This window comes from Aeribacillus pallidus, from assembly GCF_050478865.1.
In the GTDB taxonomy this organism is placed as follows: domain Bacteria; phylum Bacillota; class Bacilli; order Bacillales; family JACDOC01; genus JACDOC01.
In genome coordinates, this window is the sequence record NZ_JBCNBW010000006.1 from 42,658 (window position 1) to 68,177 (window position 25,520).

Consider the following 25,520-nt stretch of genomic DNA (forward strand, 5'->3'; position numbering starts at 1 on the left):
ACTAATTGTTCTATGAGCCCTAAATCGTTTTTTAATTGCCAAATAAACTGCTCTAAACCCCAATGCCAGCTTTTATGAGCCTAATTTTGCAATCTCAAAACAAACTATTGCTATATTAATGAATAATTTAACGCTTTAAAGTAATGCGGGACTGTCCCCTAAAATTGTCCCCTAAAATTACAACTTCGTCCGAATATTCCACAGCTCTGGGAAAAAGCGTTGGTCTAATACTTTTTTCAAATACGTGACGCCGGATGAGCCGCCGGTGCCCGTTTTGTGGCCGATGATGCGTTCGACGGTTTTCATGTGGCGGAAGCGCCATTGTTGGAGCCAGTCTTCAATGTCGACGAGCTTTTCTGCCAATTGATATAGGTCCCAATACTTGTCGACGTTTCGGTACACTTCGAGCCATGCTTGCTCCACCGAGGCGTCTTCTTTGTATGGCTTTGTCCAGTCGCGGTCGAGCACGTCTTGGTGAATTGGGAAACCGGTTTTAGCTAACGCTTGAATAGAGACATCGTACAATCCGGGTGCTTTGTACGCTTGTTCGAGTTCCGCCGATAGTTTCGGATCCTTTTCATAAATTTTGAGCACGTGGTCTGTTTTGTAACCAAGCGCAAATTCAATCATCCGGTATTGAAACGATTGAAAGCCCGATGCTTGCCCAAGCTTGTCGCGAAACTCCATGTACTCCGATGGGGTGAGCGTAGAAAGTACGTCCCAAGCATGAATGATTTGCGTTTGAATTTTAGATACGCGTGCGAGCATTTTAAATGCTGGTGAAAATTCCCCTTTCTGGATCAAAGCCGTCGCTGCGCGGAGCTCGTGTAAAATCAACTTCATCCATAATTCGCTTACCTGATGGATGATGATAAACAGCATTTCATCATGATGGTCAGACAATCGTTTTTGACTAGATAAAATCGCATCGAGCTGCAAATATTCTCCATACGTCATCCGATCGCGAAAATCGGTGTGAATGTCTTTTTCGTGTACCAAAGCCGTCTCCTCCTATCGAATCGGTTTGATGAGCGCCCGCACCGGACTTCCGTCGGCCTCTTTTAACGGAAGCGGAACGGCGATAAGTTCGTAATCTCCCGGTTCCACATCGTCGAGCATCACGTTTTCTAAAATGTGCACCCCGTGTTGATGCAGTGAATGATGCGCTGCCATGTCTTTACTATCAAGCGGATCAACAGACGGCACATCGACACCTACGAGGCGAATGCCTTTTTCGTAAAAAAATGGACCAAGGTCGGCATCAAGCGGGACAATTTTTTCCGGAAAGCGGTTCGGTTCGTTCGGAACAGCCGTCCGAAGCAACAACCGGGTCACTCCTTCTAAATCGAACACTTCAAGCGCAGCACGGTCAATTTTTTCACAATGCGACACATCAATGACGCGCGCCGGCCCAATAAAAACGCTTACATCTAAGTCGAGAATTTTTTCTCCATGGTCGTTAAAATGAAATGGGGCATCGACATGCGTTCCGGAATGCAAGCTCATCGTCATCCGTCCGATGTTTACCGATCCCGTCTGTTCTTTCGTAAAAGAAAGGTTATACGAAAAAGGCGTATCCCCTGGCCAATGGGCTAACTCGTTATGAAGCGGTTGTGAAATATCAATCCACTCGTTTTTCTTCATGTTATGCCACCACATCTCGTGTATTTTCGTATTGTTTGTATGTTTCCTCTGTCATAATTGCTTTTAATATTTGCACCGTCCGGAAGACGTCTTCAAAGGAGTTGTACAATGCAACTGGGGCAAGGCGAATGCCGTTTGGCTTCCGGAAATCTGGAATCACGCCTTGTGCTTTTAGTGCTTTACAAATACGCGCAGCTTCCGAATGTTCTAAGTAGATGTGACCGCCCCGCGTCTCGTCGTCTAACGGATTGCCGAACGAAAAGCCAAAATCGGCTAATTCATAGCGGATAAGGTCCATCATATATTGCGTCAGCTGGAGCGATTTTTTTCGGAGGCGGTCGATGCCAGCTTCGTGAAAAAGCTCCAACGAACCAAGCAGCGGTGCCATGCTCAGTACATGCGGAGTCGCCAGTTGATAAGCTCCAGCATCCGGCGCTGGCGTAAGCGTATGCTCCATGTCAAACTGCTTCCTTTTATCTGAACTAAACCAGCCTGCTAGCCCTGGCGTCCGGCCGAAATGCTTCTCATTCACGTAAAGACCCGCCACGCATCCTGGACCGCCGTTTAAATACTTGTAGTTACACCAAAACGCAAAATCGACGTCCCATTCGTCAAGCGCATGCGGAATCGCCCCAATCGAATGGCACAAATCCCAACCGATAAGGATCCCACGACGATGCGCTTCTTCCGTTATTTTTTTCATATTTAAAATTTGCCCGCTTCGATAAAGGACGCTCGATAAGACGATAAGTGCGACATCATCGGTCATCGCTTCAATTATGTCTTCTTCTGTGAGCGTTCGTCCGTCGCGACTTTTCACGCGGACGAGATGTTCATCCGGATTCAAACTTTTTAACTTCAACTGACTTTGTAACGCATAAATGTCCGATGGAAAACTTAATTCGTCTGCGACAATTTTCGTCCGGTTCCCTTGAGGTTCATAAAACGTGGCCACGAGTTGATGAAGATTTAACGTCGTCGACCCGGTTACAATGACCTCCTCCGGCTTCGCCCCAACAAGCGGTGCCATCAAATCCCCAAGCCGTTCAGACAAGTAAAACCACGGATGCTCCCCTTGTGTCCAACCGTCAATCCCAAGCTCTTTCCACGAATCAAGAATTTGTAAAAGTGATGCCTCCGCCCGCTTGGAAAGCAGTCCGAGAGAATTCCCGTCCATGTAAATTGTTCCTTCTTTTATATAAAATTCGTCCCGAAACGAACGCAGCTCATCTCGCGCATCGAGTTGCTGTGCATGCTTAATCGTGTATGGCATCGTCATGGCCTTCACCTCTTTGGATAAAAAAATTAAATAAATTCTGATAAATTAATCGTATCTCTATGATGAATGCTGTGTCAACGGAGCAAAAAAGCATAAGGAAAGAATTTTTAGAAGATTGAGCATTTCCAACGAAGGTCATTTAGTAAAAAATTTGTCAATGGATGCAGGATTTTGTAAATAAATAGAGAATTGAATATAAAAAATAAGAGGAGGGATAATTATTGATTGTCAAAAAACGAACGGTACCTTATCAGTTGCGAGCATTAGAAGCACTTGAACGAAGGCTTCCAAAGCATCATCCGAAAAGAAATGAAGTAGAGAATGACTTATTCAAAAGAAGGGAGGAGTATGAGGGAGAAAAGTTATTAGATGAATTTCTTTCTTATATAGATTTGTACTTACGATCGTATTACATTTATCATGATGTACGACTAAAAATAGATGACCTGCTTATCCAACTGGATGCGTTGGTCATGACACCTTCATTTTTCCTCATCATAAAAAAAATCCATTATTGCGGAACGCTCTATTTTGATGAGTTTGAACAGCTAATTCAGACGGTGAATGGAAAGGAAAAAGGGTTACCGAATCCGATTTTCGAAGCTGATTGGCTTTGCCGAAAATTGAAATTGTGGTTTGCTCAATATGATGTAGAACATATCCCTATTGAATTCCTTGTTGTCAATACCAATGAAAGAACCATTTTAAAATCTGCCTTAGAACACCCGCTCCCCGTAGTGCATGTCCACACTCTCCCCGAAAAAGTGGACCAGCTTGCTCGCATTTATTCCCACCCTATTTTAAGTGAAAAAAAATTAGAGCAATTAAAACAACAAATATTACTTCACCATTTACCTCACCAACCAGCTATCTTACCGCATTACAACATCCAACCGAACGAATTAATTACTGGTGTCCAATGCCCTGAGTGTAATAACTTTTCGATGGAGAGAGTCTGGGGTAAGTGGATATGCCCACATTGTAACTATTCATCTAAAACGGCCCATGAACAAGCGATTTTCGATTATTTGTATCTGGTAGAACCTTTTATTACGAATCAAAAATGCCGGTCTTTTATACAATGTCCATCGATTAGAGTCACATTCGATCTTTTATCAAACATGCCGCTGGAAAGAAAAGGAGGGAGTAAACACCGTAAATATTACTTGAGAGTAGAATAATTTGGCCGATGGCCACACAAGTTAGAAGTAAAAAAGAGGGATCTTCATGAAAAAATCGTCTATCCTTTTATTCATAATTTACGTCAGTTCGTTCCTTTCCTCCTTTTTGACCAACCGTCGCCCGTTTTGGTATCACCAGTTAAAAAAGCCGATTTTCACTCCAACCGGCTACACGATTGGCTTTGTTCGGTCCATCCTCTATTTCTTCATTGCTTTAGCCGTTTCCATTATCAATGATCGCCATAGGTATAACTCCCAAACGAAGCGGTTTTTCTCGTTATGTATCACCAATTTTTTATGCAACCAAGCGTTCAGTCTGCTCTTTTTCCGCTTAAAATTGTTGCTATTTGGGATCATTAATACCATGCTTATCGCTTTAACAGCGGTTGACCTTGTAAAAAAAGAGCTCGGTCGCTGTCAAAAATAAGTGCCGTCATTTGGAGTGAATTTGTGTCACAATGGGAACGTATATTTCGCGAACTATCACTAGACGTGTCGTTAATCCAACCTTGTCGGACAATTGACTTTGGAACCTTAGAGACAACTATACGGAAAAAACGACAAGAACATCAAGAGGTAGAAATGTATCAACAACACGAACAATTTATCCACACATTCCGCCAAAAGTTAGTGAGGTGGAATAATGGTGGGGGAGCATAGTGAAAATTTTTTAAAACTCCATGAACTGTTAAAAAAAGGTCGAGATGTAAGCATCTGTATCCTGGATAATAACAATGTTTAATTTTGTACACACTTTCAAACCTATTTCCCAGTAGAAACAACTTATCATTATTATGATGTTATTTTAGTGCCTGGATGGGGATATGAGGAAATCACACACAGTAAACATCGAGCGCAATATGTTTTTTCTATTCCTCAACCACTTTTCATACTAGACGTAGAGAAAGATTACCTTCCACACATTGAGTACCATAGCTTAAAACTGATGAAAATATTTGCTTCTGCATGTTCCCCTGCTTCGAAACCTCATCGTTATTTAAAGAAAAGGCTGTGTTAAAGGTTAATGTTGATATAGCACAAAAATTTAGGAACTTCGGATTTAAGGAAGTTCTTCTTTTCTTGAAAAAACGCCATCGTTAGCTGATACAGATTATTATTTAACAGCGTATATTGCCTCTTGTAATTTTAACATTACGTCCCTAAGATTTTTTACTTTATTATCATTTTCTGTCTCATCTTCTAAGTAAAAATCTGCAAAAGACTGATTTTCGTATCTTGGTACAATATGCATATGATAATGGGTTAATTCATTAAAAATACCACCATTTTGACAAATTGTAATACCATCAGGTTTATACAATAACTTAATAGCCTTTGAAACAAGTATAGATGCCTTCATAATTGCATGTGCTGTATCCACATTGAGTTCTTCCACTTCTTTAAAATGTTTCTTTGGTAGTATCAAAGTATGTCCATCATTAAAGGGAGCGTGGTCTAAGATACAAGTCACATACTCATCTTCGTACACAACATAAACTGGTAGTTTTTTGTTTGCTAATTCACATCCTAAACAATACTTTTCTTGTGGCATATGTTTCCCCCTTTTTCTTCGTAATCTGTTTAGTTAGTCGGAAAAGATAACTTTATTCATAAATTACACACTGAATTTAGATAAACGTAAACTATCATAAGTATCGGTCATTTCAAATACAAATGAGGATAGTAGGAACTCTTTGATATTGTGTTTTGTGCTTTCGTTACTGCGACTATCTATAAACAAGAACCAAGTAAGATAGTTATCAAGATACTTGGTCGCTACACCTTTAAATCGGTCTATCCATTGCTTCAATCGAGAATGCAGACCATTCACGTTCTGAATGTGATAAATGCCTTTAATAACGTGTGTTCCGCCATCTGATTTTAAGCGATAATGCTCTAATCCTTTTTCTTTCGCATAGGTTTTGTACGCTCTCCACGCATCTGTCACAAGTACATTCTCAGAAGTTAACTTAGAGCCAATGATTTTATCAACTTGGGATTTCACTATTCGCCCCATACAGGTGACTTTTGCAATCGTTGTTTTTGTTCGGTCTCTTGCAACTAAGACGCAGACTTGTTCCTTGCTAATACCACGATGTTTTGATTTACCGCCACGTTTACGACCTGTAATCCCACGTTTACCTTTTTCAGAGTATAGGAAGTAGGTTTCATCAACTTCAACGATACCTTCAAATTGCTCAAAATCCATTTGTTTAAGTGCGTTTAATAACTTGTGTCTCCAGTAAAAAAGCGTAACCCAAGTAACCCCTACAATTTCCGCTGATTTTCGTAGGGAAAAGCCTTTAAACATACATTCAACAAATTTAATCCATTCGTTTCCTTTTCGAGTGCGATATAAAAAGGTATTGGTTGTATCCGTAAAAGTCTTTCCACAACATTTACAACGATAACGCTGACGACCGTTATATTTTCCGAACCGAACAACGTGCTCCGATGCACAACGAGGACACTCAAAGCCTTCTTTGAAGCGAGTTTCCCTCATTTCATCAATTAAACGACCACCAACAGGGGAGGAAGGGTCAACATAGCGTTTTACCCATTGATACACTTGTTCTTGTTTGCTTCGAGGCAAACTACCGATATGTTTCAACAAGTTTCTGAACGCTTTGCTCACCCTTACACCCTCCTTAGAAATACCGATATACTTGGACAAGGTACAAAAAATCAACAATATACTTTAACAGAGCCAAAGAAAAAAATCCACCAAATTAGTTCAGGACTTTCCGATATAGACGATGATTGGATGGCCCATTTCTATGAACACGGCTTTGAGACGAATAAAGAGGATACATGTAAGAAAAATGCAGGGGAAAGTTCCATTCTTGTGTTAGCCTTCTTATTACTTCATCAATATGCTTTCAATATCAAACAAATTGCCATCAGTACTAGTGACATAAGTGTAGGTGATATTAAGAAAAACATTTTGGACTACTCCGCCAAACATCAATTATTACATGTTCCCCACATAAATCCGATTTCCTTTTTAAGTATTAACGTTCTTCTTGCACGTGCATTCCAGCCGAATCGTAATCCGATGCTCTTTCGTCTTCGGTTCTTTTGGACGCCCTCGCTTCAATTTCTTTCGTTCAAACGATAAATCCTCATAAACAATGACATCTAAGTACCCGAGTCGATCGTAAATGGACTGATTCTCCTGAACCAATTGCTTCCACATTTGTGACGTTTCCTCTAAAATCCGCAGATATGCTTCTTGAAGACGCCTTTTTTCTTCTTCATTTTGTGGCCGTATGTGCTGGAAGACTGATAACAATTACTGTTCAAAATCGTCTTCCTGGTAACATCTCGCTTCTTTCATTTCAATCACCTTTTTTGTCTGACATTTAATAATTTCATTATACCCAAATTTATGTTTATGTCCGACAATAAATTATTTTTATCTCTTAAAGAAGGAGGATGGTTCCCTTCATTATTCAAAAAAAGTTTTTGGGCAGAGCTAACGTCAAAAGAATAAAAAAATGTGCACATACTAATCTTGATATATCAATATTTTCGTGATTTAGGAGAGATAAAATGTGCATCAAACATGCACATTTTCATTGGTAGAGTATAGTAAACCCTAACAAGAGAGTGAAGAAAACTAGAATGTGTACAACACGTTATTTTTCGTCTGACATATAAGGAATAAGACTTTCCGTCCTCTTCTCATAAAGAGTAGGTGGAATAGGAATTCAAACCATAACAAATTTGGTGCCCATGATACCCCCATATGGAGAACGTTCCCAACATGAACTTTTGGTTTTGTTCTCCCTTCTAATTAGAGGGTTTAAAGATACAAACTTTAGATTGAATAAAACAACTTGATTCATTATGTTGCATTTGAATATCAATCTCGTCAACATAAAAAGCCTCACCCCTTGATAGGAAAGAGGCGAGGCTAATCTGATTATTTACTTTCCAATGCAACATAATAGACATTATGTTGCATTTAAAATTATAATTTCTATAAAATCTAATAAATCATCAAAAATTTGTCGTCTCTCCTTATTCGATTTATCTCCGAAAAATAATATGAGCATTATTTTAATCAATTTCTGTTCTGGTTTCAATCTTTATATTTGTTTTGTTTATAGGTGATTCTCCTGTTACAATCAACCTTTCAGTTCTTACTTGAAATTCCCAATTAAAATCATCGTCAGGATATGTTATCAATAAAACAATATCCTCATCTTTGAATTCCTTCTTTAAGGTGTATTCCAAGTGCATTTTTGAAACTGTTAGTGCACCAAGATATAAACCAATTATTGATAATGAAGTTATAACAATAGCAGTTTTTTTCTTATAAAAGAAAAGAAGGATGAATGAAGTCATGAGAATTGCTATGAAAAGTAGGTCTATTTTATTGATTATAGTATACTCAAAATCATCTTTAATAAAAGGGTAAAATAGTCTAGCTCCATTACCAATAAAATCAATAAAAATATGTCCAAATAAAATAATCAGAGAAAAAATCATCCAGACTTTATTTAATTTATTTTCATTATTTAGTTGAACATAAATAAATGAAAGAATTAAACCTAATATTGGAACTAGCCATAAAGAGTGGCTTGAAAGGATACTCATTATTTTCAATATATCTGGTGAAATTACAACTAAACTACTGAATAACAGAATAAATATTTTTTTCTTAAAAGAATCATTATCTTTCACCAAGGTAAGAATGGTTATTATACTACTCACAAGTATATGTGGTAAGGTTGCGAGGATTAAATTTACCCCTATCGCTAAGTATTCCATTATCTATCATCCTTTCAGTTATCCCATATAACCTTTTGAAATTCTACGAATGAGTCTTCTGGCGAGATATTCCCTCTGATACTATCATACATTAATGTTATTCCTGGAAAAATTATATTGTTTTCAAAATTAGTATAAGAAAATTTAAGCTTTTCCGGATAAAAAATATCTAACTTATAATCCCTTTGATCATAAATATCTTCAAGTTTCTGTGTAATATGAATTGGAAGATCCTTTGAAATTATTTTTTAAGTGGAATTTTCCTCCAAACACTTCATTCTTCATGTACAATGGAAAATAAATACAGATTATAAACGGCTTCGATGGGGGGATTCCATGATGCAAGAAAAAGCCCTCACCATTGGGCGATATTTACTGACAAAGTTAGCCGGTGCCGGCTTTTCCATCTTTATTTATTTTCTTGTCATTTTAATGTCCGCTGAATTTGACATGTACGATACAGTTGAAAACTTTAATCAAACAAAGATGCTTTGGTTTATTTTTTACGCGTACGGAATTACTTGTTCCATCGTTATTGATGGGCTAACAACAAGAGTGAAAAAGTTCCATCAAACGACGAAAATCGTGCTTTATATCGTGGCCGGATTTGCTTATTTTCTAGTTCGAGGTGTAAATCCATTTACTTTATTTGCTGGTGCTGTTGGAGCTATTTTTTCGTTACTGTTTTATCTTGAAACTATATTTTCGAAAAAGAATGTGTGGCGACGGTGGTTATTTGCGGTTGGTATCCCACTATTCCTTATCACACTTTTATCCATCGACTTTACGACGAAAAAACAATGGAACGAAACGAGAATCGACAATAGCTTCCAAGCTACCTTTTCCTACTTTCACGGGAAGCACGAAATTCCCGTTCACTTAGAACAAGGTGATACGCTAACGTTTACCATTGAGTTTCATCCGACAAATGGCGGTGGATATGGGTATCATGTAAGGAACAAAGAAAACCAATATGTCGACATAACGGAATTGGGAGAAAATACGCGTTCGATTACAGCAAAAGCTACCGGTACCTACTACATCGTCGTAACAGGTCACCATTTATCGGGGAGTATAAAGGTGGAGTGGGAAGTGGAGAAATAGAATAAAATGAATTAAGGAGAAATGTATTTTTAAAAGCCTGTTTTCTAACATATTTGTGGTTTCAATAGGAATCTATTTAAGAGGAGAGGAAGGAATTTGACCACAAAAGTTGTCAATTGGGGAGACGGAAAAGTAAAGTTAACTTGGAAGCATGATACGAGCCTTCCTCCAAGAGAGTTCATTACAAGCGTTCACGCATTTTGTTTTAAAGATGAGAAGCTACTTTTAGTTCATTTAAACCATAGGGGTTGGGATTTTCCTGGTGGTCATATTGAGCATGAAGAAACTCCTGAAGAATGTATAAAGCGCGAAGCCTATGAAGAGGGGTATGTCACGGGAAGATGCTCTCTTCTAGGGTATATTATCGTTGACCACACTGAAAACCCAAAATGGAATGAACGTAGTCCTTATCCAAAAGTTGGTTATCAGATCTTCTATCGTATGGATATTGAAAAATTACATGACTTTGAAGCCAAGTATGAGTCGGCAGAAAGAATTCTAATCAATCCATGCGAAGTTATAGAATATTATCATGATTGGAACGAACTATATCAAGAAATACTTAATCATGCTGCAAACTAATTTATCTTCCATTAAAAGGGAGTGTTAGTTCAACAAGAAAATATAAATAATTCTAAAAAACAGTTATGTAATAGCTTCTATGAAACTGTTATTTTATGTTAGGAAAAACTGTATTTTAAAACGCTTTGCTATTTTGGAAAGAGTATGAAATTTGCAAGGCGCTAACAACGGCGCCTTTTTCCCCTTATCTTCCTCAATTTCGAATCCTCAGAACCAATCCACTTTTTTCTAAAAAATAAATTTCTTTAAAACTATTTTTTCCTCTGTTACGAATAAATAGATAGAAGTTTCCAATTCCATAAATCTGCTAGAAAAGAAAAGAGATGTGAATGATGGATCAGGAAAGACAGTGGATCAGAAAAATCAAAAGAAAGTCCTGCCGGAAAGCTGCCAATCAACTGATTTCTAAATACTATAAAGAAATATATGCCTATGTGTATAAGCAAACGATGAATAAAGAATTAGCAATGGACATAACGCAAGAAATCTTTTTACGCATGCTTCAATCAATCCGTTCTTTTGATGAGAAAAAAGCTTCGTTCAGGACGTGGCTTTATAAACTAGCAACCTATCGAATCATTGATTATTACCGTTCAAAATATTACAAATACCATCACTTAGCAGAACCGATTGAAGAATATGAGCCTTCTCAGTGGGATGATTTTACATTGACGTTGGAATATAAAGAAGATGTCGAGAGAATTTTGCATCTTCTTGTTCAATTCGATTCTTCCATCCAACAAATATTCAGACTGAAGCTATTTTCAGATTATACGTTTTCCGAAGTTGCTGACATATTAAACCTACCGGAGGCGACGGTGAAAACGAAGTATTATTCGGCTGTGAAAAAAATCAAAAACAAAATGAGGGGGGATGGCCAATGAGGAAGGAAAAATTTCACGTTGAATATCCAGATGAAGAAACTATTCAGTATGAAATTCACACGATTGTCAATCAGTTTGGCAATGACCGGGACTCTTTTTTCGCTTTTTTGAAAAACATGTATCGACAAGTTGGTGTGAAGCATTTGTTTCGAGATTGGTATGAAACAGCCTTCACGTTATTCATGTTGGTCATTATTTTTACGTTTACAGTATTACAATCCACAAATTATTTCCAAAATGATATCGGAAACGTCTACTCTTTTATGTTTATCACATCGCCCCTCATATATATTAGTTTTTCATTCTGGGCTTTGCTAGATAAGGATCAAACGTATGAAGTAGAAATGGTTTGTAAGTACAACTTTTATCAACTTACAGCTTTTCGCATGTTAGTCTATAGTATTCTCAGCATCTTGTTAAGTTTGCTAGGGGCAGCATTTTTAAGTATTCAAGTAAATCGTGTCGTTCATTTTTGGGAATTATTCACGATTTCGATTTCTTCCCTCTTTATTTTTTCAGCGCTTTTTATCTATGTCATCATTCGCTATCGGTCGCGTCGGGTGTTTTATGGATGGCTCACCGCCTGGGTGTTTCTAAATTGTGTGCTTTTCATATATAGTGACGAATTTTATCATACTTGTTTAAGTCAAATACCGATATATGTGTATATCTTCGTTGTATTTCTATGTGGATATCTATACGTAAAGCAAATTCAAGACATGATGCAAACAACGGTTAGAAGGAGAGAGGCAAGATGTTAGTGATGAACAATGTGACCAAATATTTCGGGGATTTTTGTGCATTAGAAGATATTTCGCTTGAATTTCATCATGGAGTATATGGATTATTAGCACCAAATGGAGCGGGGAAAACAACATTAATCAAAATGTTGACGACTTTACTTTATCCGACAAAAGGGGACATTTTGTATGAAGGAATCGATATTTTTCAGCTTGATGAACGGTACCGTGAAGTGTTAGGGTACTTGCCTCAACAATTTGGTTACTACAAAAATTATACCCCTGTTCAATATTTACTTTATTTAGCGGCGTTGAAAGGGATTGAAAAAGAAGTAGCTAAAAAACGGGTGTACGATGTATTAGAAAAAGTAGCCCTTGCTGATGTGGCTCATAAAAAAATGAAGAAATTCTCAGGTGGAATGATTCAACGAGTAGGAATTGCTCAAGCGATGTTAAATGACCCGAAAATCTTGATTTTAGATGAACCGACAGCAGGCCTCGATCCAAAAGAAAGGGTACGTTTTCGCAATATGTTGTCTGACTTAGCAAGAGACCGTATTGTTATTCTTTCTACCCATATTGTTTCGGATGTCGAGTCCATCGCCAACGAAATTATTATGATTAAAAATAAACAGGTTCTTTATAAAGATACCATCGGAAATATTTGTCAACTATTAGAGGGAAAAGTATTTGAAACAGAAGTGGACGATCAAGAAATGGTGCAATTTAGGAAGAACCATTTCACCTTATCAGAAATGCAACGAAAAGGAAAATGGAAAGTTCGATTTATTGCATCGAGTCCTCAAACAGATTGGACCATCGTTTCACCTAGATTAGAAGATGTGTTTTTATATGCGTATCAAGATGAGGAGCAATCACATGATGTGGACAATAATGAAATATGAGTTTACAAAAGTCCGAACGTCTCCAATATTGGTCAGTCTTTTGGTGATTTTTCTTTCATTTAACATGTTCATCATTTATCAACATAGCCACATAAGGGAAGAGTTAGCGGTGTTGACCAAACTCGTCGATCGCTTTGGTCATGAAATGAATGGTGAGAAGGCGGATCGCTTTAAGGAGTATTATTTCGAACAATTAGACGATTTTCAACAGTTCACAAAGGTATATTTTTCAAAGGAGTATCATACAGTTCAAGAGTTTTTAGAAGATTTTCATCATGGAGCTTTTGAAGAAACGAAGGTAGACGAAGAGCAACTGCAATGGATTGAGGAAATTGCTCTTGTGGAATCGTACTACTATTACCTTAACGACCTAGATACCTATTATAAAAACTTTGATGTGATGAATATCGCTAAGTTTCAAATTTCTAGATACGGGTTATCAGGGCAAGCTGAACGTTTTGTTAATAAACAGTATGCCCAGCTGAAAGAACGGTTTACCGAGTTAATTGAAACTAACGAGTACAATCATTTGTTTTTTATCGGTTCTTTTTACAAAATGCATACATTGTTGTTCCAGACGTTGTTTCGGGCGGTTCTATTTGAATCCATAATATTAGCTGTCCTTTTAACAGGCTATTTGGTTAATTTTGAATTTGAAAATAAAACGTATCTGTTAACCTATTCATCGAAAAGAGGGAGAAGGCTAAGTGTGGATAAGTGGATCGTTTCCCTCACAGCTAGTTCCATTACAACGGTTCTTGTTTTAGGTGGAACGTTCATAGCGTACTTTAGTATTTTTGATTACTCAGGTTTATGGAAGGTACCCATCAGCAGTGGGTTTAATTGGGAGTATGATTATCCATATATTTCGTGGTGGAACCTGCCTTTTGTTTTGTATTTAACGTTAGCAAGCATACTCCTTTTGTTGAGCGTCTTGATATTTAGTACGATGACGTATGTGATTGCCATGTGGATTCGCCATAGTTACTTTGTGTTTTTTCTCTTTTGGGTATTGTTTGGAGCGGGGTTATTACTTCCGAGTGTGATGGCAAAAAATTCGATAGCTATCATTATTGCTCATTTCACCCCATTTATATTAATACTAAACCCATTTTTATGGTTCATGGAAAGCGGTGCGTTTACTACATTTAAATACTATGAACTAGTTACGATCGTTGTTTGGTCGATTTTGTTATTAATTGTTGCGCTATATTCAGTAAGAAGGTTTAAACAACAGGATGTGTATTAAAAGGAGGATTATTATGAGACTGGTGTATTATGAAATGAAAAAACTGTTTGATTGGAAAAATATTCTACTTATTATACTGATAAATATCGTTATGTACTATTTGTTTATTGATTTTGATATTAAGCATTTTCCGAATGGACGTCCGACATTAGATGAATATCATCTATCAAAAGAGATGATAGAGAAATATGGAGTTTCCATCGATGAAAAAGAATTTACCGACTTGAAAAAGTGGTATAACGATATGGTAAAACAAGCCGATCAATACATCCAGTCCAGAGAAGATTTTGCGCATGCAGGAATTCGGACGTATGAAGACTTTCGAACGGCTGACCTTAGTAATGATGAATTAGATGTAGAACAAGTGGATTTATTTTTAAAGCTCGAAGCGTTGGAATACATAATGGAACGATACGAAATGAGGGATCGGTGGATCAAGGGATTATATGAGGAACTAACTCCAAAGCAAGAGGGGAAAATTAATCAAATCATCGATAGTGGTACCTATCAATCCATTCTTCCATGGTTCGTTTTTGAAAACTATAATCGTATTATTAAAAACGTGACAATCATCATCATCGTAAGCATTATTGTTCTGTTATCTCCAATTTATGTGTCCGATAAACGAAATCATGTTCGTTTATTACAATATACATCAAAAAAAGGGAGAAGCGTTTTTACCACAAAGATGATAACTGCTCTTATTTCAACTATTCTTTTAATCACTGTACAATTGATAGGTTATTTCACCATTTATTCGCAAAATCAAGTTCACATGTTTTTCGCATCAAAAGTGAACTCTATTTTTAATGATGTCCAGCTTTGGTACGACCTCTCATTTTTCCATTATAACGTTATGACAGTTGTCGCAATTTATTTGTTAGGTATCATTTTGTCACTCATCGTCTGCTTTATTTCAAGTATTTCATCGAATTATCTAATGGTCATTGGCATTCAAGTACCTATTTTCTTAGGATTGGTCGGGTACTTACTAAAATACTTAATCGAAAACGTAACGACTCTTCGTCTACCTGAGTATTTAGCTCCGAGCTTATATATGGCGTTGCTCTTCATTGGTATAATCTTCATGATTTTAAGATGGAAAAAAGAAAAAGTGCTTGATATTGTATAAGCTTACTCAGAACTATCGTTTCTGAGTATTTTTTATTTGGACGATCCATTGAGAGGTTGAGTTTGGTACATAGACACATAAGAATTCAGATTTGGAACATAGCCTGATGAAAAGGCACATTAGTTGACGATTTTGGCACATAGAAAGTGGAGACAGGCTCATAAATCATCGGAAATGGCACATAAACCATCCGAACTGGCACATAGAATTGGGAATGCAACCTTTGGATAAACGGTACAAAACTCCCAATCTCGGTTTTAGTTGCAATCCTAGAAGTAAGCGATATAAGTTTATATCTAAATATTGACAAAATTATAAGAAGATAGAATAATTTCCATTTAGGAAGTGATGTCATATGAATCTATTTTCTTACAAAGAAACTCAAGAAATGAATTGGGTGTCGGCCTTTTTATTAGCATTTATGGGCATCGGATTTTTCCTTTTGTTTGATGTTTATATTCCGTATGAATTAATCAAAAACATATTAAATAATGGATGGGGAAATTGGAATTGGCTTTGGGCATTACTCTCTCTATTTCTTTTAGTTATAGGCTTCTTTGCCGGGTGTATCGCTTGGTTTTCCATTAGTGATCAAATATTAGAGCATCGTCATCCGTTTCAATTAACGGTATCAAAAACTTCTCTAATTTTTCAAAAGGTAGATTCCAAGAAAAAAGGATATAAAACGTTAGAAATTCCTATCAAACATATAAAAAAATGTGTAATCGAAAAACAAACGAAATTAATATATCGTTCAAAATACACTCACAGAACTCCGCATTTTTATATTGTGTATAAAGAAAACGGCGAAACCAAATATATTGATTTTCATTTGGTGGATGTGTATTTTCAAAATCAATTTTTACATGCTATTACAGTTTTAGGCATTCCTATCAAATTAGGTGAATATGAGGTGAAAAACTGCCCACCTGAATATAAAATTGAAGCCCTTTCCCATTCAAAACCAATTGAATTTACAGGTTCGATCAAAGACGTGTATCCTTGGAATCAATTACATGAAAAGCATGAGCCGAATTATTATTTTCAATGTGTTTCACCGCTTAAAAGAAATAATAAGCGTTCATCATAACGTATTTTTTTAATGGACGCATCCATATATAAAAACTTAACCCTCGTCGCGGTCAGGTAGTTATTTTTACAAGTATCAAGGGCGGTAAAAGGGTGTAATGTGTTTATTGACCTTATCGGCGGGTAATCACCATCATTAGTTTAAGACATTGATTACAAGTAATCTCTTACTCTTGGACAAACTGATACTATATCTCTAAATAGAAGAGGTCAATCGGTAACAAACCGATGATTTGTTCAAAAGAGGCATTAGGTATTTTGTAGGGAATTCGTATTCAAACCTCATCTTCTATCACTTTCTCACGAATCTATTTAATGTATCGAACAACTAGATTGTGAGAGGGTGAATGAAAATGAAAGGCATCTTGATGACATTTATTGTAGGAGTCGTATTAGTAGCAACTCCGTTATGGGCTGAAGCAGCTTTTGGGGATCGTACATTAAAGGAAGGGATGTCGGGTTCAGATGTCGAAGAATTACAGGATTATTTAATGACCAAAGGTTTATTTCCTTATCCTGCCTCAACCGGATACTTTGGATCGATAACTGAACAGGCTGTTATAGATTTTCAAAAGAAAAGGAATTTAAAGGTGGACGGCATTGCGGGTCCGCAAACCTTTCATGCCATTCAAATTTTAAGAAGAGGGGATATTGGAATACATGTCGCCAAAATTCAAAGCCAACTGAAGCAGGCGGGGAATTACGCTGGAAGTGTAGATGGAATTTATGGATCAGGCACTGAGAGTGCTGTTAAGAGTTTTCAAAAAGAAGAAGGGCTGAAGGTAGATGGCGTTGTAGGTCCACAAACTCGAAGGGAGCTCGACCGACAAGCCGCTCCGAAAACGGCTGCTGGAAAGGCATTAACCGTTGAGAGCACAGCCTACACGGCAGATTGTTCAGGTTGTTCCGGTATCACCAAGATGGGTATTAACCTGAAAAAATATGCTGATGATGCGAAAGTGATTGCTGTGGATCCTAATGTGATTCCACTTGGATCTATCGTGAAAGTGGAAGGTTACGGCATAGCGATTGCAGCTGACACCGGCAGTACGATCAAAGGGAATAGAATCGATGTATTTATTAAAAATCAAGACTCCGCGATGCAATGGGGACGTAAAAATGTGCGTATTACAGTGATAGAATAACGGTACAGATAAAGGGTAGTTGCTTTGTTTGAAATAAAACTGATTTTCTATACTTGCTCAAGGGGATGACATTTGGAATCACTTTAATCACGGTAAACAGAACATGCAAGATGAGGTTCTCTCATTTTTCATAAAAGAAAGCGCGTTCCCGATACTTTTGGGAGCGCGCTTTTGTTATCGCGAAACGACTCGATCCGTGTTCAATGGTAGCTTCCGTTTGTCCAATACACTTCCCACGAGCGAAGCTAACACTTGTTGAAACAGCATGCCAACGATGACCGGAATGGCGACAGGAGCTGAAAAATACGTAATCGCAATAACCGCACCTGCACTGATGTTTCGCATTCCGCTGTTGTACATCATCGAAATCGTCGTGCTACGTTTGAACTTCAACATCTTTCCACTGATCCAACCGATTCCATAGGCGGCTAATGCTAACAAAAACACGACGACGATAATGGATAGTAACCGTGTATTCACCTTGGTTACATATGGAGCAATACCAGAACTATTAATCGCCACCACCGCACCAATTCCTAGCTTGGAAAAAGGAGAAAGGGTCGCGGCTAGTTTTTCGGTTTTGCTTTTCTTTAAATATTGATTCGTGATCATTCCTAATAGCGATGGAATGACAATCATCCATAACAACCCGTTCATAATGGCGACAACGTCCATTTCCACCGACGACCCGACCAGCCATTGCAACATCGCCGGAACAACAATAGGTGACAACAACGTATCCACAAGAATGATGGATAAGGTCAACACAACGTTCCCTTGATAAATCGTCACCCATAACAAACTCGTAATACCAGTCGGAATGACGAACGCCAAGATGAGTCCGGTGACTATATAAGGGTCATCATGAAAAAATAGTGTTCCTGTACCAAAAGCAATGAGCGGCATTACCAAATGAAGCGTCAGTAACGCAACAAGTAACGGCAGCGGATGCTGGAACACTTTTTTCAAATCATGAAAGTTTGACCGCAAACTCCCCGTAAACGTCATCACCGCAAAAATCCACGGGACTAGAAACATGTAGTTATCTAAGCTCTCATAAAAAACGATTCCAATAACCACACTCGCCGGAGTAATCAATGGCATCCATTTTTGGAGGATTCGATTGAATTGATTCAGCATATATGTTTGACTCCTTGTTAACATAGTATGAGACTCATTTATTACATGTATCATATTAAATGATGAAAATATATGGAAATGATTTAAGTATATCATGGTTGGTTACTAGTCATGTATAAAAAATCCAATTAAACTAGTGGTAGAATACTTGAATTAAGGGAGAGAAAATTCACATGCCAGTTTACCATAAACGTCTTTGGGACTACATTTCTAGGCAAACAGTTCCTTGATGAAACATACCAACCCGATGGCTACAACATCGGCATTAACTGCGGCCAAACCGCCGGCCAAACGATTTTTCATGTCCATGTCCACCTCATCCCAAGATATAAAGGAGACATGAACGACCCAAGAGGCGGGGTACGTGGGGTGATACCAGATAAACAGAAATATTAGTTTATCTGGTGAAATCGTTTATTAACAAATGTAAATTAGTCCGTTTCACCTAACGTCGCCATAAGTTCATACATTTCCGTGTCTAAGAAATTATTCACAATTCCCCAATAATAGCCAAATATATTTTTAATTTTCCGGCCGTTTTTTAAGTTACGGATTAATTGCTTAAATGTGTCTACAGCAAGATCTACTTTGTCTTGAAGTGTGTAATACGTTAAGCACCGTGTTTGGATGGTGATAATTTTCCACAATTCTTCGATCATTTTGTAATTGTCAAAAAAACAGTTCACGAGATTACGAAATTCCTTCGGCACTCGATTGCTAGTATATGTGTAGTTTAGTTGAACGTCATTACGTTTATTATTTAGATTGCTAGTTTTAAAAGAATGAGGATTAGTTTTTTGGGGTGTCATTTGTTCATCAATTGTTTGCTGATTTTTCGCGGTTTCTTGCTGTTTTCGTTGGTTGGAAGGGATGTCATTTCCGTTTGAACGAGAATCATCTTTCTTTAAAAAACGATTAAATATCCACAGGTTGCTAGATTGCGATCCGTCTTTTCTGACCGTTTCTTTCACCGTTAAAATCCCTAGCTTCACGCATTTCCGTTTCATCCGATGAAACGTACTTTCAGACACCCCATGCCCGTTATACCGATCGGAAATAGCACGTAAAATCGTACTTATGGACGCATTCGACACCCCGTACACTTTCGCACAAAAGCGGACGAGTCCTTTAAACGCCATTAACTCCGAACGCGTAAAATCTTTTTTGTGCTCAAACAAAAACGCCTCAATATTATTATTAAAATCCTTCAACGACTCAAACTGACTATACTCATTAAAATTCTCAATCGATTTTTGCTGAATCATACTCTCTACCTCCCCACCTGCTATATAGGAGGTAGAAGGGGAATTGGGGACTTCCTAGTTATAATTTTATTAAATATATCACAACCCCAATACTTTTTTATGGTTTAGGGGAGAATTCGCAAAGAGAAAATAATCTAAATAATGGTAATATATAGAGAGAATGGAATCAGGAAGATACATTAATAAATTACTATTCATAGATGTTAATTCATCCTTACAGTTTATACATTTTATTTAATGTACTTTTTATAAGTAAAAGATAACAAAATCAAAAATCCTCATTCATTCTTATCCTTAAAGGCTTTTACACAGTTTGTTCTTCCAAAGGGTTCCACATACTTAATTCCTTGAATATTTAAGAAATGGTAAGATGAACTTATTCAAATCAATAATTTGACGGAGCTTAGGGGATTGAACAACGAAAAATTTGCACTACCAATAAGATTAGAATCTCTGAAAAAGAACGAGAGGGAGAACCAAGCACGTTTTATTAAACAGAACCAATTTTATGATAAAATGTATAATAATAGGAGGTTTTTTTGGCAGGATATATAATGAGACTAGATAATCTTGAATCACTTTCACTCTATGTTAAAAACGGTGTTTACTCAACGAAAATTAAAATACCAAATAAAAGCATTTGAGGAGTTCATCACGAGGGAACATTTGCAGATTATACTACTATGAAACCAGGAGATAATATATACTTTTTTATTCAAAGGAAGATATATGGAATAGGTAAGTTAGTTGAGTTTAATAGCGATTGCAAATTTTTAAATTTTCCAGAGGCTAATATTCCAAAAAGATACAATTATGAAAAATTAAAAAATGATGTGTTATGGGATGAAAACCTATTTAGTCAAAATAACGGTATTGAACAACGGTGATTTGTATATTTAAGCCTTCACCTCATTTTTTTAAAAAGGGAATTGATATAGATGCAGCATTATCTTCAAATCCATCAAAATTTAAAGTGTTAAGAGCATTTTGGGAATTATCTTTTATTAAAATTGATAATGAAGAAAAATCAAGCTTTAAAAGATGCTATATTAAAAGCAAATCAAGAATACATATACTCTAATGATGAAAAACATATATTTTCTGCTGAATTTGAAAATAAACATCATGAAATTAGTTCTAATTTGAAAGATGAACATCGTTTTAATGCCATGGACATTTTACAATTTGGAGCTAATGGAAATAATTTGAAACACGAAATGGCGCTTGAAGCGGGATTACTCTTTCAAATTGCTAATAAAGAAGAAGAAACATTAAAAGTTTTTGGGGATTGGGATTACCTTTCACACCAAGTAATTGCGGCTCCATTTAAAATTGATTATATGGATAAAATGGACATATTCGGGTATAGATTTATTCCTGGGTTTCAACCAACAATTTCTAGATATTTAGTAGTTGAATTAAAGAAAGATTCAGCTACTAAAAATGATGTTGACCAAACATTGAAATATGTGGAATAGATTAATCAAGAGTACTCATATGGAGACTATTCAATGATTCGAGCTTTTTCAGTAGCAAATGAATTTAATGAAGAAGTAAGAAATTATGCAAAGATGGTAGGAGTAAGAAAATATACCAAAGGATTTCGTCCAGTCGAATCGACACAATGGAATTCCCTTTCTTTAATAAAATACACATATAATACGGAAACTAATAAGATAGATTTTGATTTAATAGAATAATCAACATAAGTTTTTATAAAAATAATAAAGCGTAATAATTTTATTACTAATTAAGTGAAATTTAAGGAGTGCTTTGTATTGAGAAAAAGATACACTATGAATGAAGCTAATAGTGTTGCTAAAAGAGCTTCAAGAGATATTGAAGAGTATTTAAAATCATTTCCATATACTATAAATGTGATTAATGTTGAAGATGATCCTATATATAGAGAAAAAGATATTGATTTACTTTGGAACTGGTATAATAATGGTAAAAAAGTAACTACTAAAATTGAAGTAAAAGGAGATAGATATTATAGGACTGGGAATTATTTCTTTGAAACTGTTAGCAATAAAAGTAAAGGAACTCCTGGTTGTTTTATGTATACTGAAGCAAATTTTGTATTCTATTATTTTGTTGACGAAAAAGAATTACATATACTACCTATGCCTGAAACAAGAGATTGGTTTATAGAAAATATGGATAAGTTTGTAGAAAGAGAAACATCTACCCCTGTTGGTAATACAGTTTATATTACTGTAGGTAGACTTGTTAACCGTGATTTACTGCAGGAAAATGTTAAGTGGGTTCGAGTAATTTCATTAAAATAACCAACAAAAAAATTTAAACGCATGAAGTTTCTTCTTCATGCGCTTTTTTTTTAAATCTCAAATTTCATTTGAAATGAATCTTTTAGTCGATTAACTGTAATATCTAAATAGCTTTGCTCAATATCAATCCCAAGATATTTTCTCTTGAGTCTAGATGCAGCTATTCCTGTTGTACCGCTACCATTAAATGGATCTAAAATCAGATCTCCTTCATCAGTTGCTGCCATTATTATTCTTTCTAGTAATTTCAATGGTTTTTGTGTTGGATGATGGCCATATTTCTTTTCTGATTTACTCGCTGTTGAAAAGGTCCACACATCTTTCATTTGTTTTCCGTTATTAAGGCTTTTCATTAATTTATAATTAAATTTATGTTTTTCATTTTTATTTCTTTTTGCCCATAAAATTGTTTCAGTCGAATGTGTGAAGTACCTACAACTCAGATTTGGAGAAGGATTTGATTTTTCCCATATGATGTTATTTAAAATTTTAAATTCAAGCTCTTCTAGAGCCATTCCTATAGAATATATATTATGATATGTTCCAGAAATCCAAATTGTACCACCTTTTTTTAAAAGACGTTTACACTCTGATAACCATCTTTTGTTAAAATCGTGTTTTTCATTTATTGATAACGACTTATCCCATTCACCTTTATCCACTTTAACCATTCTTCCTGAATTACATGTGATACCTCCACTAGAAAGGAAATAGGGAGGATCGGCAAATATCATATCAAATGTTTCGCTAGGAAATTTTTTCATCATTTCTAGGCTATCACCTAGTATTAGTTTAAAATCGGCATACTCATAATAGTAAGAAATTTTGTTTTGGAAATTCATTTACTTACACCTCTGGTAAGATTTTATCTCATTTTAACAAACAATATTGTTTTATTCCAAAAGAAAAGAGAAACCAAAAAGTGGTTTCTCTTTTATATTAGATTTTTATCGATCTTTTAGATTGTACAACTTCATCTAAAATACCATCTGATAACATTTGTAAATTAAATGTGTAGTCATTCATTACAAATGTTTCATTAAGTGCGGTTTTTGCAGTTAGCCACCCTTTTCCATCTGTAATCCAAATAAATTTAACCGCCTGATCTGAAAGGAATTTTTGGACTTCCTTATATTCCCCAGCAGTAGCCTTTAATTTTGAACCTCCACTGCCATAATAATTTACTTCTATTAGATATAATTGTTTTTGGTTATCTAATATTGCAAAGTCAAACCGTCTATCAATTTTATCAACTTCAATGTTAATTTGCCAGTTGGCCCAAATTTTATTCTTTGTAGCTTGAACTATGTATTTAAAATTATATTTATTACAAAATACTTTAATATATTCTTCTACAATATTCTCCATACTAGTACCAGTTCGGTTCTTTCTAGCATTGGTGTCCATTCCAACTTCTATCCCTTTACAAAAATCAATTAGATTATTGACTTCACGATTAACAAAGAAGGTTTTTAATCCCGTTTGTTCCATAAATGTTAATAAATCTTTTTTTATATTTTCAGTTAAAGGAATTTTAGGATCAAAAAGATATTTTTTATTTACTGCTTCAATTGTTTTAATATCATCTACAATCGGTGTCTCAGCAATCTTAGAAATTCGAGAAGCTATTAATATCGGAAGAGCTTTTCTTATACTTGGGTAATCAGAAACAATATTAATAAAGATTGCATCAAACTCTTCGTTAGTAAGTCCAATAAGACGATTTAAAGTTTTTAATTCGGCTTCAATTTCTGATACATTCTTTATTACCTTTTCAAAGTCAACAAAATAATCCCATGTAAAGATACTGTCTTTGAGGGTTTCTATGAAATAATTAAATGCTTCTTCAGGATTCGACAAATTTCGATTTAAATGATAAGGTAATTGTATCATGTTGACACTCCTGAATTATTATTTTACTAATAAAATAATAGATGATCTTCCAATGAATTTCAATTATGAATTTATAGAAAACTAGAGTAAGATGTGTTATACTAGGAATAAGAACATATGTTCGGGGTGAGAAGATGATAAATTCTATAGTTAAGGCTAAACCGTTTTTAAAATGGGCTGGTGGCAAAACCCAATTACTTCCTGAAATACGGGAACATTTGCCCAATGAATTAAAATTGGGAAGAGTTAAGTATTATGTAGAGCCTTTTGTTGGTAGCGGAGCTGTATTGTTTGATTTACTGCAAAATGATGAATATGGAATTCAAAAAGCATTTATTTGGGATATTAATCCTGAGCTAATAAATGTTTATAAGGTTATCAAAAGTGAAAATGTAAAGTTTTTAATTGAAGAGCTTAAAAGAAAAGAAGAAGAATATCTTCTAGCTGATGAACCTTTAAGAAAAGAAATATATATGAGTGTTAGAAGTAAGTTCAATGAGGAGTTAGAAGAATTTGAAGCAAATCCAACTGAGGAATTTTTAGTAAAAAGAGCAAGTGAGTTTATTTTTCTAAATCGTACATGTTTTAATGGACTATTTCGTGTAAATAAAAAAGGACAATTTAATGTTCCAATGGGAAGATATAAAAATCCAAAAATATGTGATGAAGAAAATCTCCAAGCTGTTCATCACTTGTTGGAAAAAGTAGAAATAGCGGAGCCAGGTGATTATAAGCAAAGTTATGCCACAATTGAGTATATAATTTCATCTGAAGAACAGGTATTTGTGTATTTTGACCCACCTTATCGGCCAATAACTGAGAGCTCGAGTTTCACTTCTTATAGTAAATATGATTTCAACGATGATAATCAAAGAGAACTTGCTGATTACTTTAAACAACTTGATAAACTTGGAGCATATGTGATGCTAAGTAACTCTGATCCCAAAAATGTAAAACCAGATGATAAATTTTTTGATGAACTTTACTTTAAACCTGATGAAAATAATAATAATCTTTACAATCTCAATAGAGTTTATGCTCGAAGAAATATTAATTCTAAAGGAGATAAAAGAGGAGAAATAACAGAGCTGCTAATTACAAATTATTAAGAATAGAAATCTCATTTAAACATGGCATCCTTTATAAAAAAAGGGTGCCTTTTTCATCCCAATTTTATTATCTTTTAAATACAAATAAAAAAGGCTCTACACTAAATGTGGT

General features: G+C 35.7%; 28 protein-coding genes. 18 read left to right on the forward strand and 10 right to left on the reverse strand.

Annotated elements, in window-relative coordinates; all coding sequences use genetic code 11:
- Positions 1–177 precede the first annotated feature (177 nt).
- From kynA to kynU, 3 genes are read right to left on the reverse strand one after another with little or no spacing between them, the layout of a single operon-like run.
- Positions 178–999: a tryptophan 2,3-dioxygenase gene (gene kynA / locus ABES52_RS02130; protein WP_429648457.1), complete on the reverse strand. Its 822-nt coding sequence runs from the start codon at positions 997–999 to the stop codon at positions 178–180.
- A gap of 12 nt (positions 1,000–1,011) precedes the next feature.
- Positions 1,012–1,644, reverse strand: coding sequence for an arylformamidase (kynB, locus tag ABES52_RS02135; protein WP_429648459.1), 633 nt, complete (start codon positions 1,642–1,644; stop codon positions 1,012–1,014).
- A 1-nt stretch (position 1,645) separates the two neighbouring features.
- Complete coding sequence (kynU, locus tag ABES52_RS02140; RefSeq protein WP_429648461.1) at positions 1,646–2,923, reverse strand: kynureninase; 1,278 nt, start codon at positions 2,921–2,923, stop codon at positions 1,646–1,648.
- Between the two features lie 221 nt (positions 2,924–3,144).
- On the opposite strand from kynU, the gene ABES52_RS02145 reads away from it, so the two are divergent.
- The 3 genes from ABES52_RS02145 to ABES52_RS02155 are packed head-to-tail and all read left to right on the forward strand — an operon-like array spanning position 3,145 to position 4,764.
- Positions 3,145–4,104: a nuclease-related domain-containing protein gene (locus ABES52_RS02145; RefSeq protein ID WP_429648463.1), complete on the forward strand. Its 960-nt coding sequence runs from the start codon at positions 3,145–3,147 to the stop codon at positions 4,102–4,104.
- Between the two features lie 46 nt (positions 4,105–4,150).
- Entirely contained in the window at positions 4,151–4,531 is a 381-nt protein-coding gene (locus tag ABES52_RS02150; RefSeq protein WP_429648465.1) for a tryptophan-rich sensory protein, read from the forward strand.
- A gap of 23 nt (positions 4,532–4,554) precedes the next feature.
- Positions 4,555–4,764 (forward strand): hypothetical protein, encoded by a 210-nt coding sequence (locus ABES52_RS02155; RefSeq protein WP_429648467.1) that lies wholly within the window; start codon positions 4,555–4,557, stop codon positions 4,762–4,764.
- A gap of 454 nt (positions 4,765–5,218) precedes the next feature.
- Here ABES52_RS02155 and ABES52_RS02160 read toward each other — a convergent pair whose 3' ends face one another.
- Both ABES52_RS02160 and ABES52_RS02165 read right to left on the reverse strand, forming a co-directional pair.
- Complete coding sequence (locus ABES52_RS02160) at positions 5,219–5,656, reverse strand: HIT family protein (RefSeq protein WP_429648469.1); 438 nt, start codon at positions 5,654–5,656, stop codon at positions 5,219–5,221.
- Positions 5,657–5,719: 63 nt separating this feature from the next.
- On the reverse strand, positions 5,720–6,739 hold the full coding sequence (locus ABES52_RS02165; RefSeq protein ID WP_429648471.1) for an IS1595 family transposase: 1,020 nt from the start codon (positions 6,737–6,739) through the stop codon (positions 5,720–5,722).
- On the opposite strand from ABES52_RS02165, the gene ABES52_RS02170 reads away from it, so the two are divergent.
- Positions 6,707–7,222 carry a hypothetical protein gene (locus tag ABES52_RS02170; RefSeq protein WP_429648473.1) on the forward strand — a complete coding sequence of 172 codons (516 nt, stop codon included), beginning with the start codon at positions 6,707–6,709 and terminating at the stop codon, positions 7,220–7,222. The genes ABES52_RS02165 and ABES52_RS02170 overlap by 33 nt on opposite strands.
- Before the next feature lie 944 nt (positions 7,223–8,166).
- Here ABES52_RS02170 and ABES52_RS02175 read toward each other — a convergent pair.
- Complete coding sequence (locus ABES52_RS02175; protein ID WP_429648474.1) at positions 8,167–8,880, reverse strand: metal-dependent hydrolase; 714 nt, start codon at positions 8,878–8,880, stop codon at positions 8,167–8,169.
- 339 nt (positions 8,881–9,219) lie between these two features.
- Here ABES52_RS02175 and ABES52_RS02180 point away from each other — a divergent pair, with 339 nt between their 5' ends.
- The 9 genes from ABES52_RS02180 (at position 9,220) to ABES52_RS02220 (ending at position 17,710) form a co-directional block, all read left to right on the forward strand.
- Complete coding sequence (locus tag ABES52_RS02180) at positions 9,220–9,984, forward strand: hypothetical protein (RefSeq protein ID WP_429648476.1); 765 nt, start codon at positions 9,220–9,222, stop codon at positions 9,982–9,984.
- 96 nt (positions 9,985–10,080) lie between these two features.
- Positions 10,081–10,566 (forward strand): NUDIX hydrolase, encoded by a 486-nt coding sequence (locus ABES52_RS02185; protein WP_429648478.1) that lies wholly within the window; start codon positions 10,081–10,083, stop codon positions 10,564–10,566.
- A gap of 332 nt (positions 10,567–10,898) precedes the next feature.
- Entirely contained in the window at positions 10,899–11,450 is a 552-nt protein-coding gene (locus ABES52_RS02190) for an RNA polymerase sigma factor (protein WP_429648480.1), read from the forward strand.
- Positions 11,447–12,211, forward strand: a complete 765-nt coding sequence (locus ABES52_RS02195) for a hypothetical protein (protein ID WP_429648482.1) — start codon at positions 11,447–11,449, stop codon at positions 12,209–12,211. The genes ABES52_RS02190 and ABES52_RS02195 overlap by 4 nt, the downstream gene beginning before the upstream one ends.
- A complete protein-coding gene (locus ABES52_RS02200; RefSeq protein WP_429648484.1) occupies positions 12,205–13,095 on the forward strand; it encodes an ABC transporter ATP-binding protein in 891 nt (296 codons plus the stop codon). Before ABES52_RS02195 ends, ABES52_RS02200 begins: the two co-directional genes overlap by 7 nt.
- Entirely contained in the window at positions 13,070–14,344 is a 1,275-nt protein-coding gene (locus tag ABES52_RS02205) for a hypothetical protein (protein ID WP_429648486.1), read from the forward strand. Before ABES52_RS02200 ends, ABES52_RS02205 begins: the two co-directional genes overlap by 26 nt.
- 13 nt (positions 14,345–14,357) lie before the next feature.
- On the forward strand, positions 14,358–15,476 hold the full coding sequence (locus ABES52_RS02210; RefSeq protein ID WP_429648488.1) for a hypothetical protein: 1,119 nt from the start codon (positions 14,358–14,360) through the stop codon (positions 15,474–15,476).
- A 355-nt stretch (positions 15,477–15,831) separates the two neighbouring features.
- Positions 15,832–16,566: a hypothetical protein gene (locus ABES52_RS02215; protein WP_429648490.1), complete on the forward strand. Its 735-nt coding sequence runs from the start codon at positions 15,832–15,834 to the stop codon at positions 16,564–16,566.
- A 352-nt stretch (positions 16,567–16,918) separates the two neighbouring features.
- A complete protein-coding gene (locus tag ABES52_RS02220) occupies positions 16,919–17,710 on the forward strand; it encodes a peptidoglycan-binding protein (protein ID WP_429648492.1) in 792 nt (263 codons plus the stop codon).
- Positions 17,711–17,884: 174 nt separating this feature from the next.
- Here ABES52_RS02220 and ABES52_RS02225 read toward each other — a convergent pair whose 3' ends face one another.
- A complete protein-coding gene (locus ABES52_RS02225; RefSeq protein WP_429648494.1) occupies positions 17,885–18,850 on the reverse strand; it encodes a bile acid:sodium symporter family protein in 966 nt (321 codons plus the stop codon).
- Between the two features lie 258 nt (positions 18,851–19,108).
- Here ABES52_RS02225 and ABES52_RS02230 point away from each other — a divergent pair, with 258 nt between their 5' ends.
- The gene (locus ABES52_RS02230) at positions 19,109–19,246 is read left to right on the forward strand and encodes an HIT family protein (protein ID WP_429648518.1); all 138 of its coding nucleotides are present in this window, start codon (positions 19,109–19,111) and stop codon (positions 19,244–19,246) included.
- A 35-nt stretch (positions 19,247–19,281) separates the two neighbouring features.
- Here the strand turns inward: ABES52_RS02230 and ABES52_RS02235 are convergent, their stop codons facing one another.
- On the reverse strand, positions 19,282–20,115 hold the full coding sequence (locus ABES52_RS02235; protein ID WP_429648496.1) for a hypothetical protein: 834 nt from the start codon (positions 20,113–20,115) through the stop codon (positions 19,282–19,284).
- A gap of 1,016 nt (positions 20,116–21,131) precedes the next feature.
- Between ABES52_RS02235 and ABES52_RS02240 the strand changes: the two genes are divergently transcribed.
- From ABES52_RS02240 to ABES52_RS02250, 3 genes are all read left to right on the forward strand, one after another.
- Positions 21,132–21,593 carry a hypothetical protein gene (locus tag ABES52_RS02240; RefSeq protein WP_429648498.1) on the forward strand — a complete coding sequence of 154 codons (462 nt, stop codon included), beginning with the start codon at positions 21,132–21,134 and terminating at the stop codon, positions 21,591–21,593.
- Between the two features lie 33 nt (positions 21,594–21,626).
- The gene (locus ABES52_RS02245; protein WP_429648500.1) at positions 21,627–21,815 is read left to right on the forward strand and encodes a hypothetical protein; all 189 of its coding nucleotides are present in this window, start codon (positions 21,627–21,629) and stop codon (positions 21,813–21,815) included.
- A 78-nt stretch (positions 21,816–21,893) separates the two neighbouring features.
- Complete coding sequence (locus ABES52_RS02250) at positions 21,894–22,406, forward strand: hypothetical protein (RefSeq protein ID WP_429648502.1); 513 nt, start codon at positions 21,894–21,896, stop codon at positions 22,404–22,406.
- Positions 22,407–22,456: 50 nt separating this feature from the next.
- On the opposite strand, the gene ABES52_RS02255 is transcribed toward ABES52_RS02250, so the two are convergent.
- Together ABES52_RS02255 and ABES52_RS02260 are read right to left on the reverse strand one after the other, a co-directional pair.
- The gene (locus ABES52_RS02255; protein ID WP_429648504.1) at positions 22,457–23,248 is read right to left on the reverse strand and encodes a DNA-methyltransferase; all 792 of its coding nucleotides are present in this window, start codon (positions 23,246–23,248) and stop codon (positions 22,457–22,459) included.
- Positions 23,249–23,345: 97 nt separating this feature from the next.
- A complete protein-coding gene (locus tag ABES52_RS02260; RefSeq protein ID WP_429648506.1) occupies positions 23,346–24,299 on the reverse strand; it encodes a type II restriction endonuclease in 954 nt (317 codons plus the stop codon).
- A 134-nt stretch (positions 24,300–24,433) separates the two neighbouring features.
- On the opposite strand from ABES52_RS02260, the gene ABES52_RS02265 reads away from it, so the two are divergent.
- On the forward strand, positions 24,434–25,408 hold the full coding sequence (locus ABES52_RS02265) for a DNA adenine methylase (RefSeq protein ID WP_429648508.1): 975 nt from the start codon (positions 24,434–24,436) through the stop codon (positions 25,406–25,408).
- The last annotated feature ends 112 nt before the right edge of the window (positions 25,409–25,520 follow it).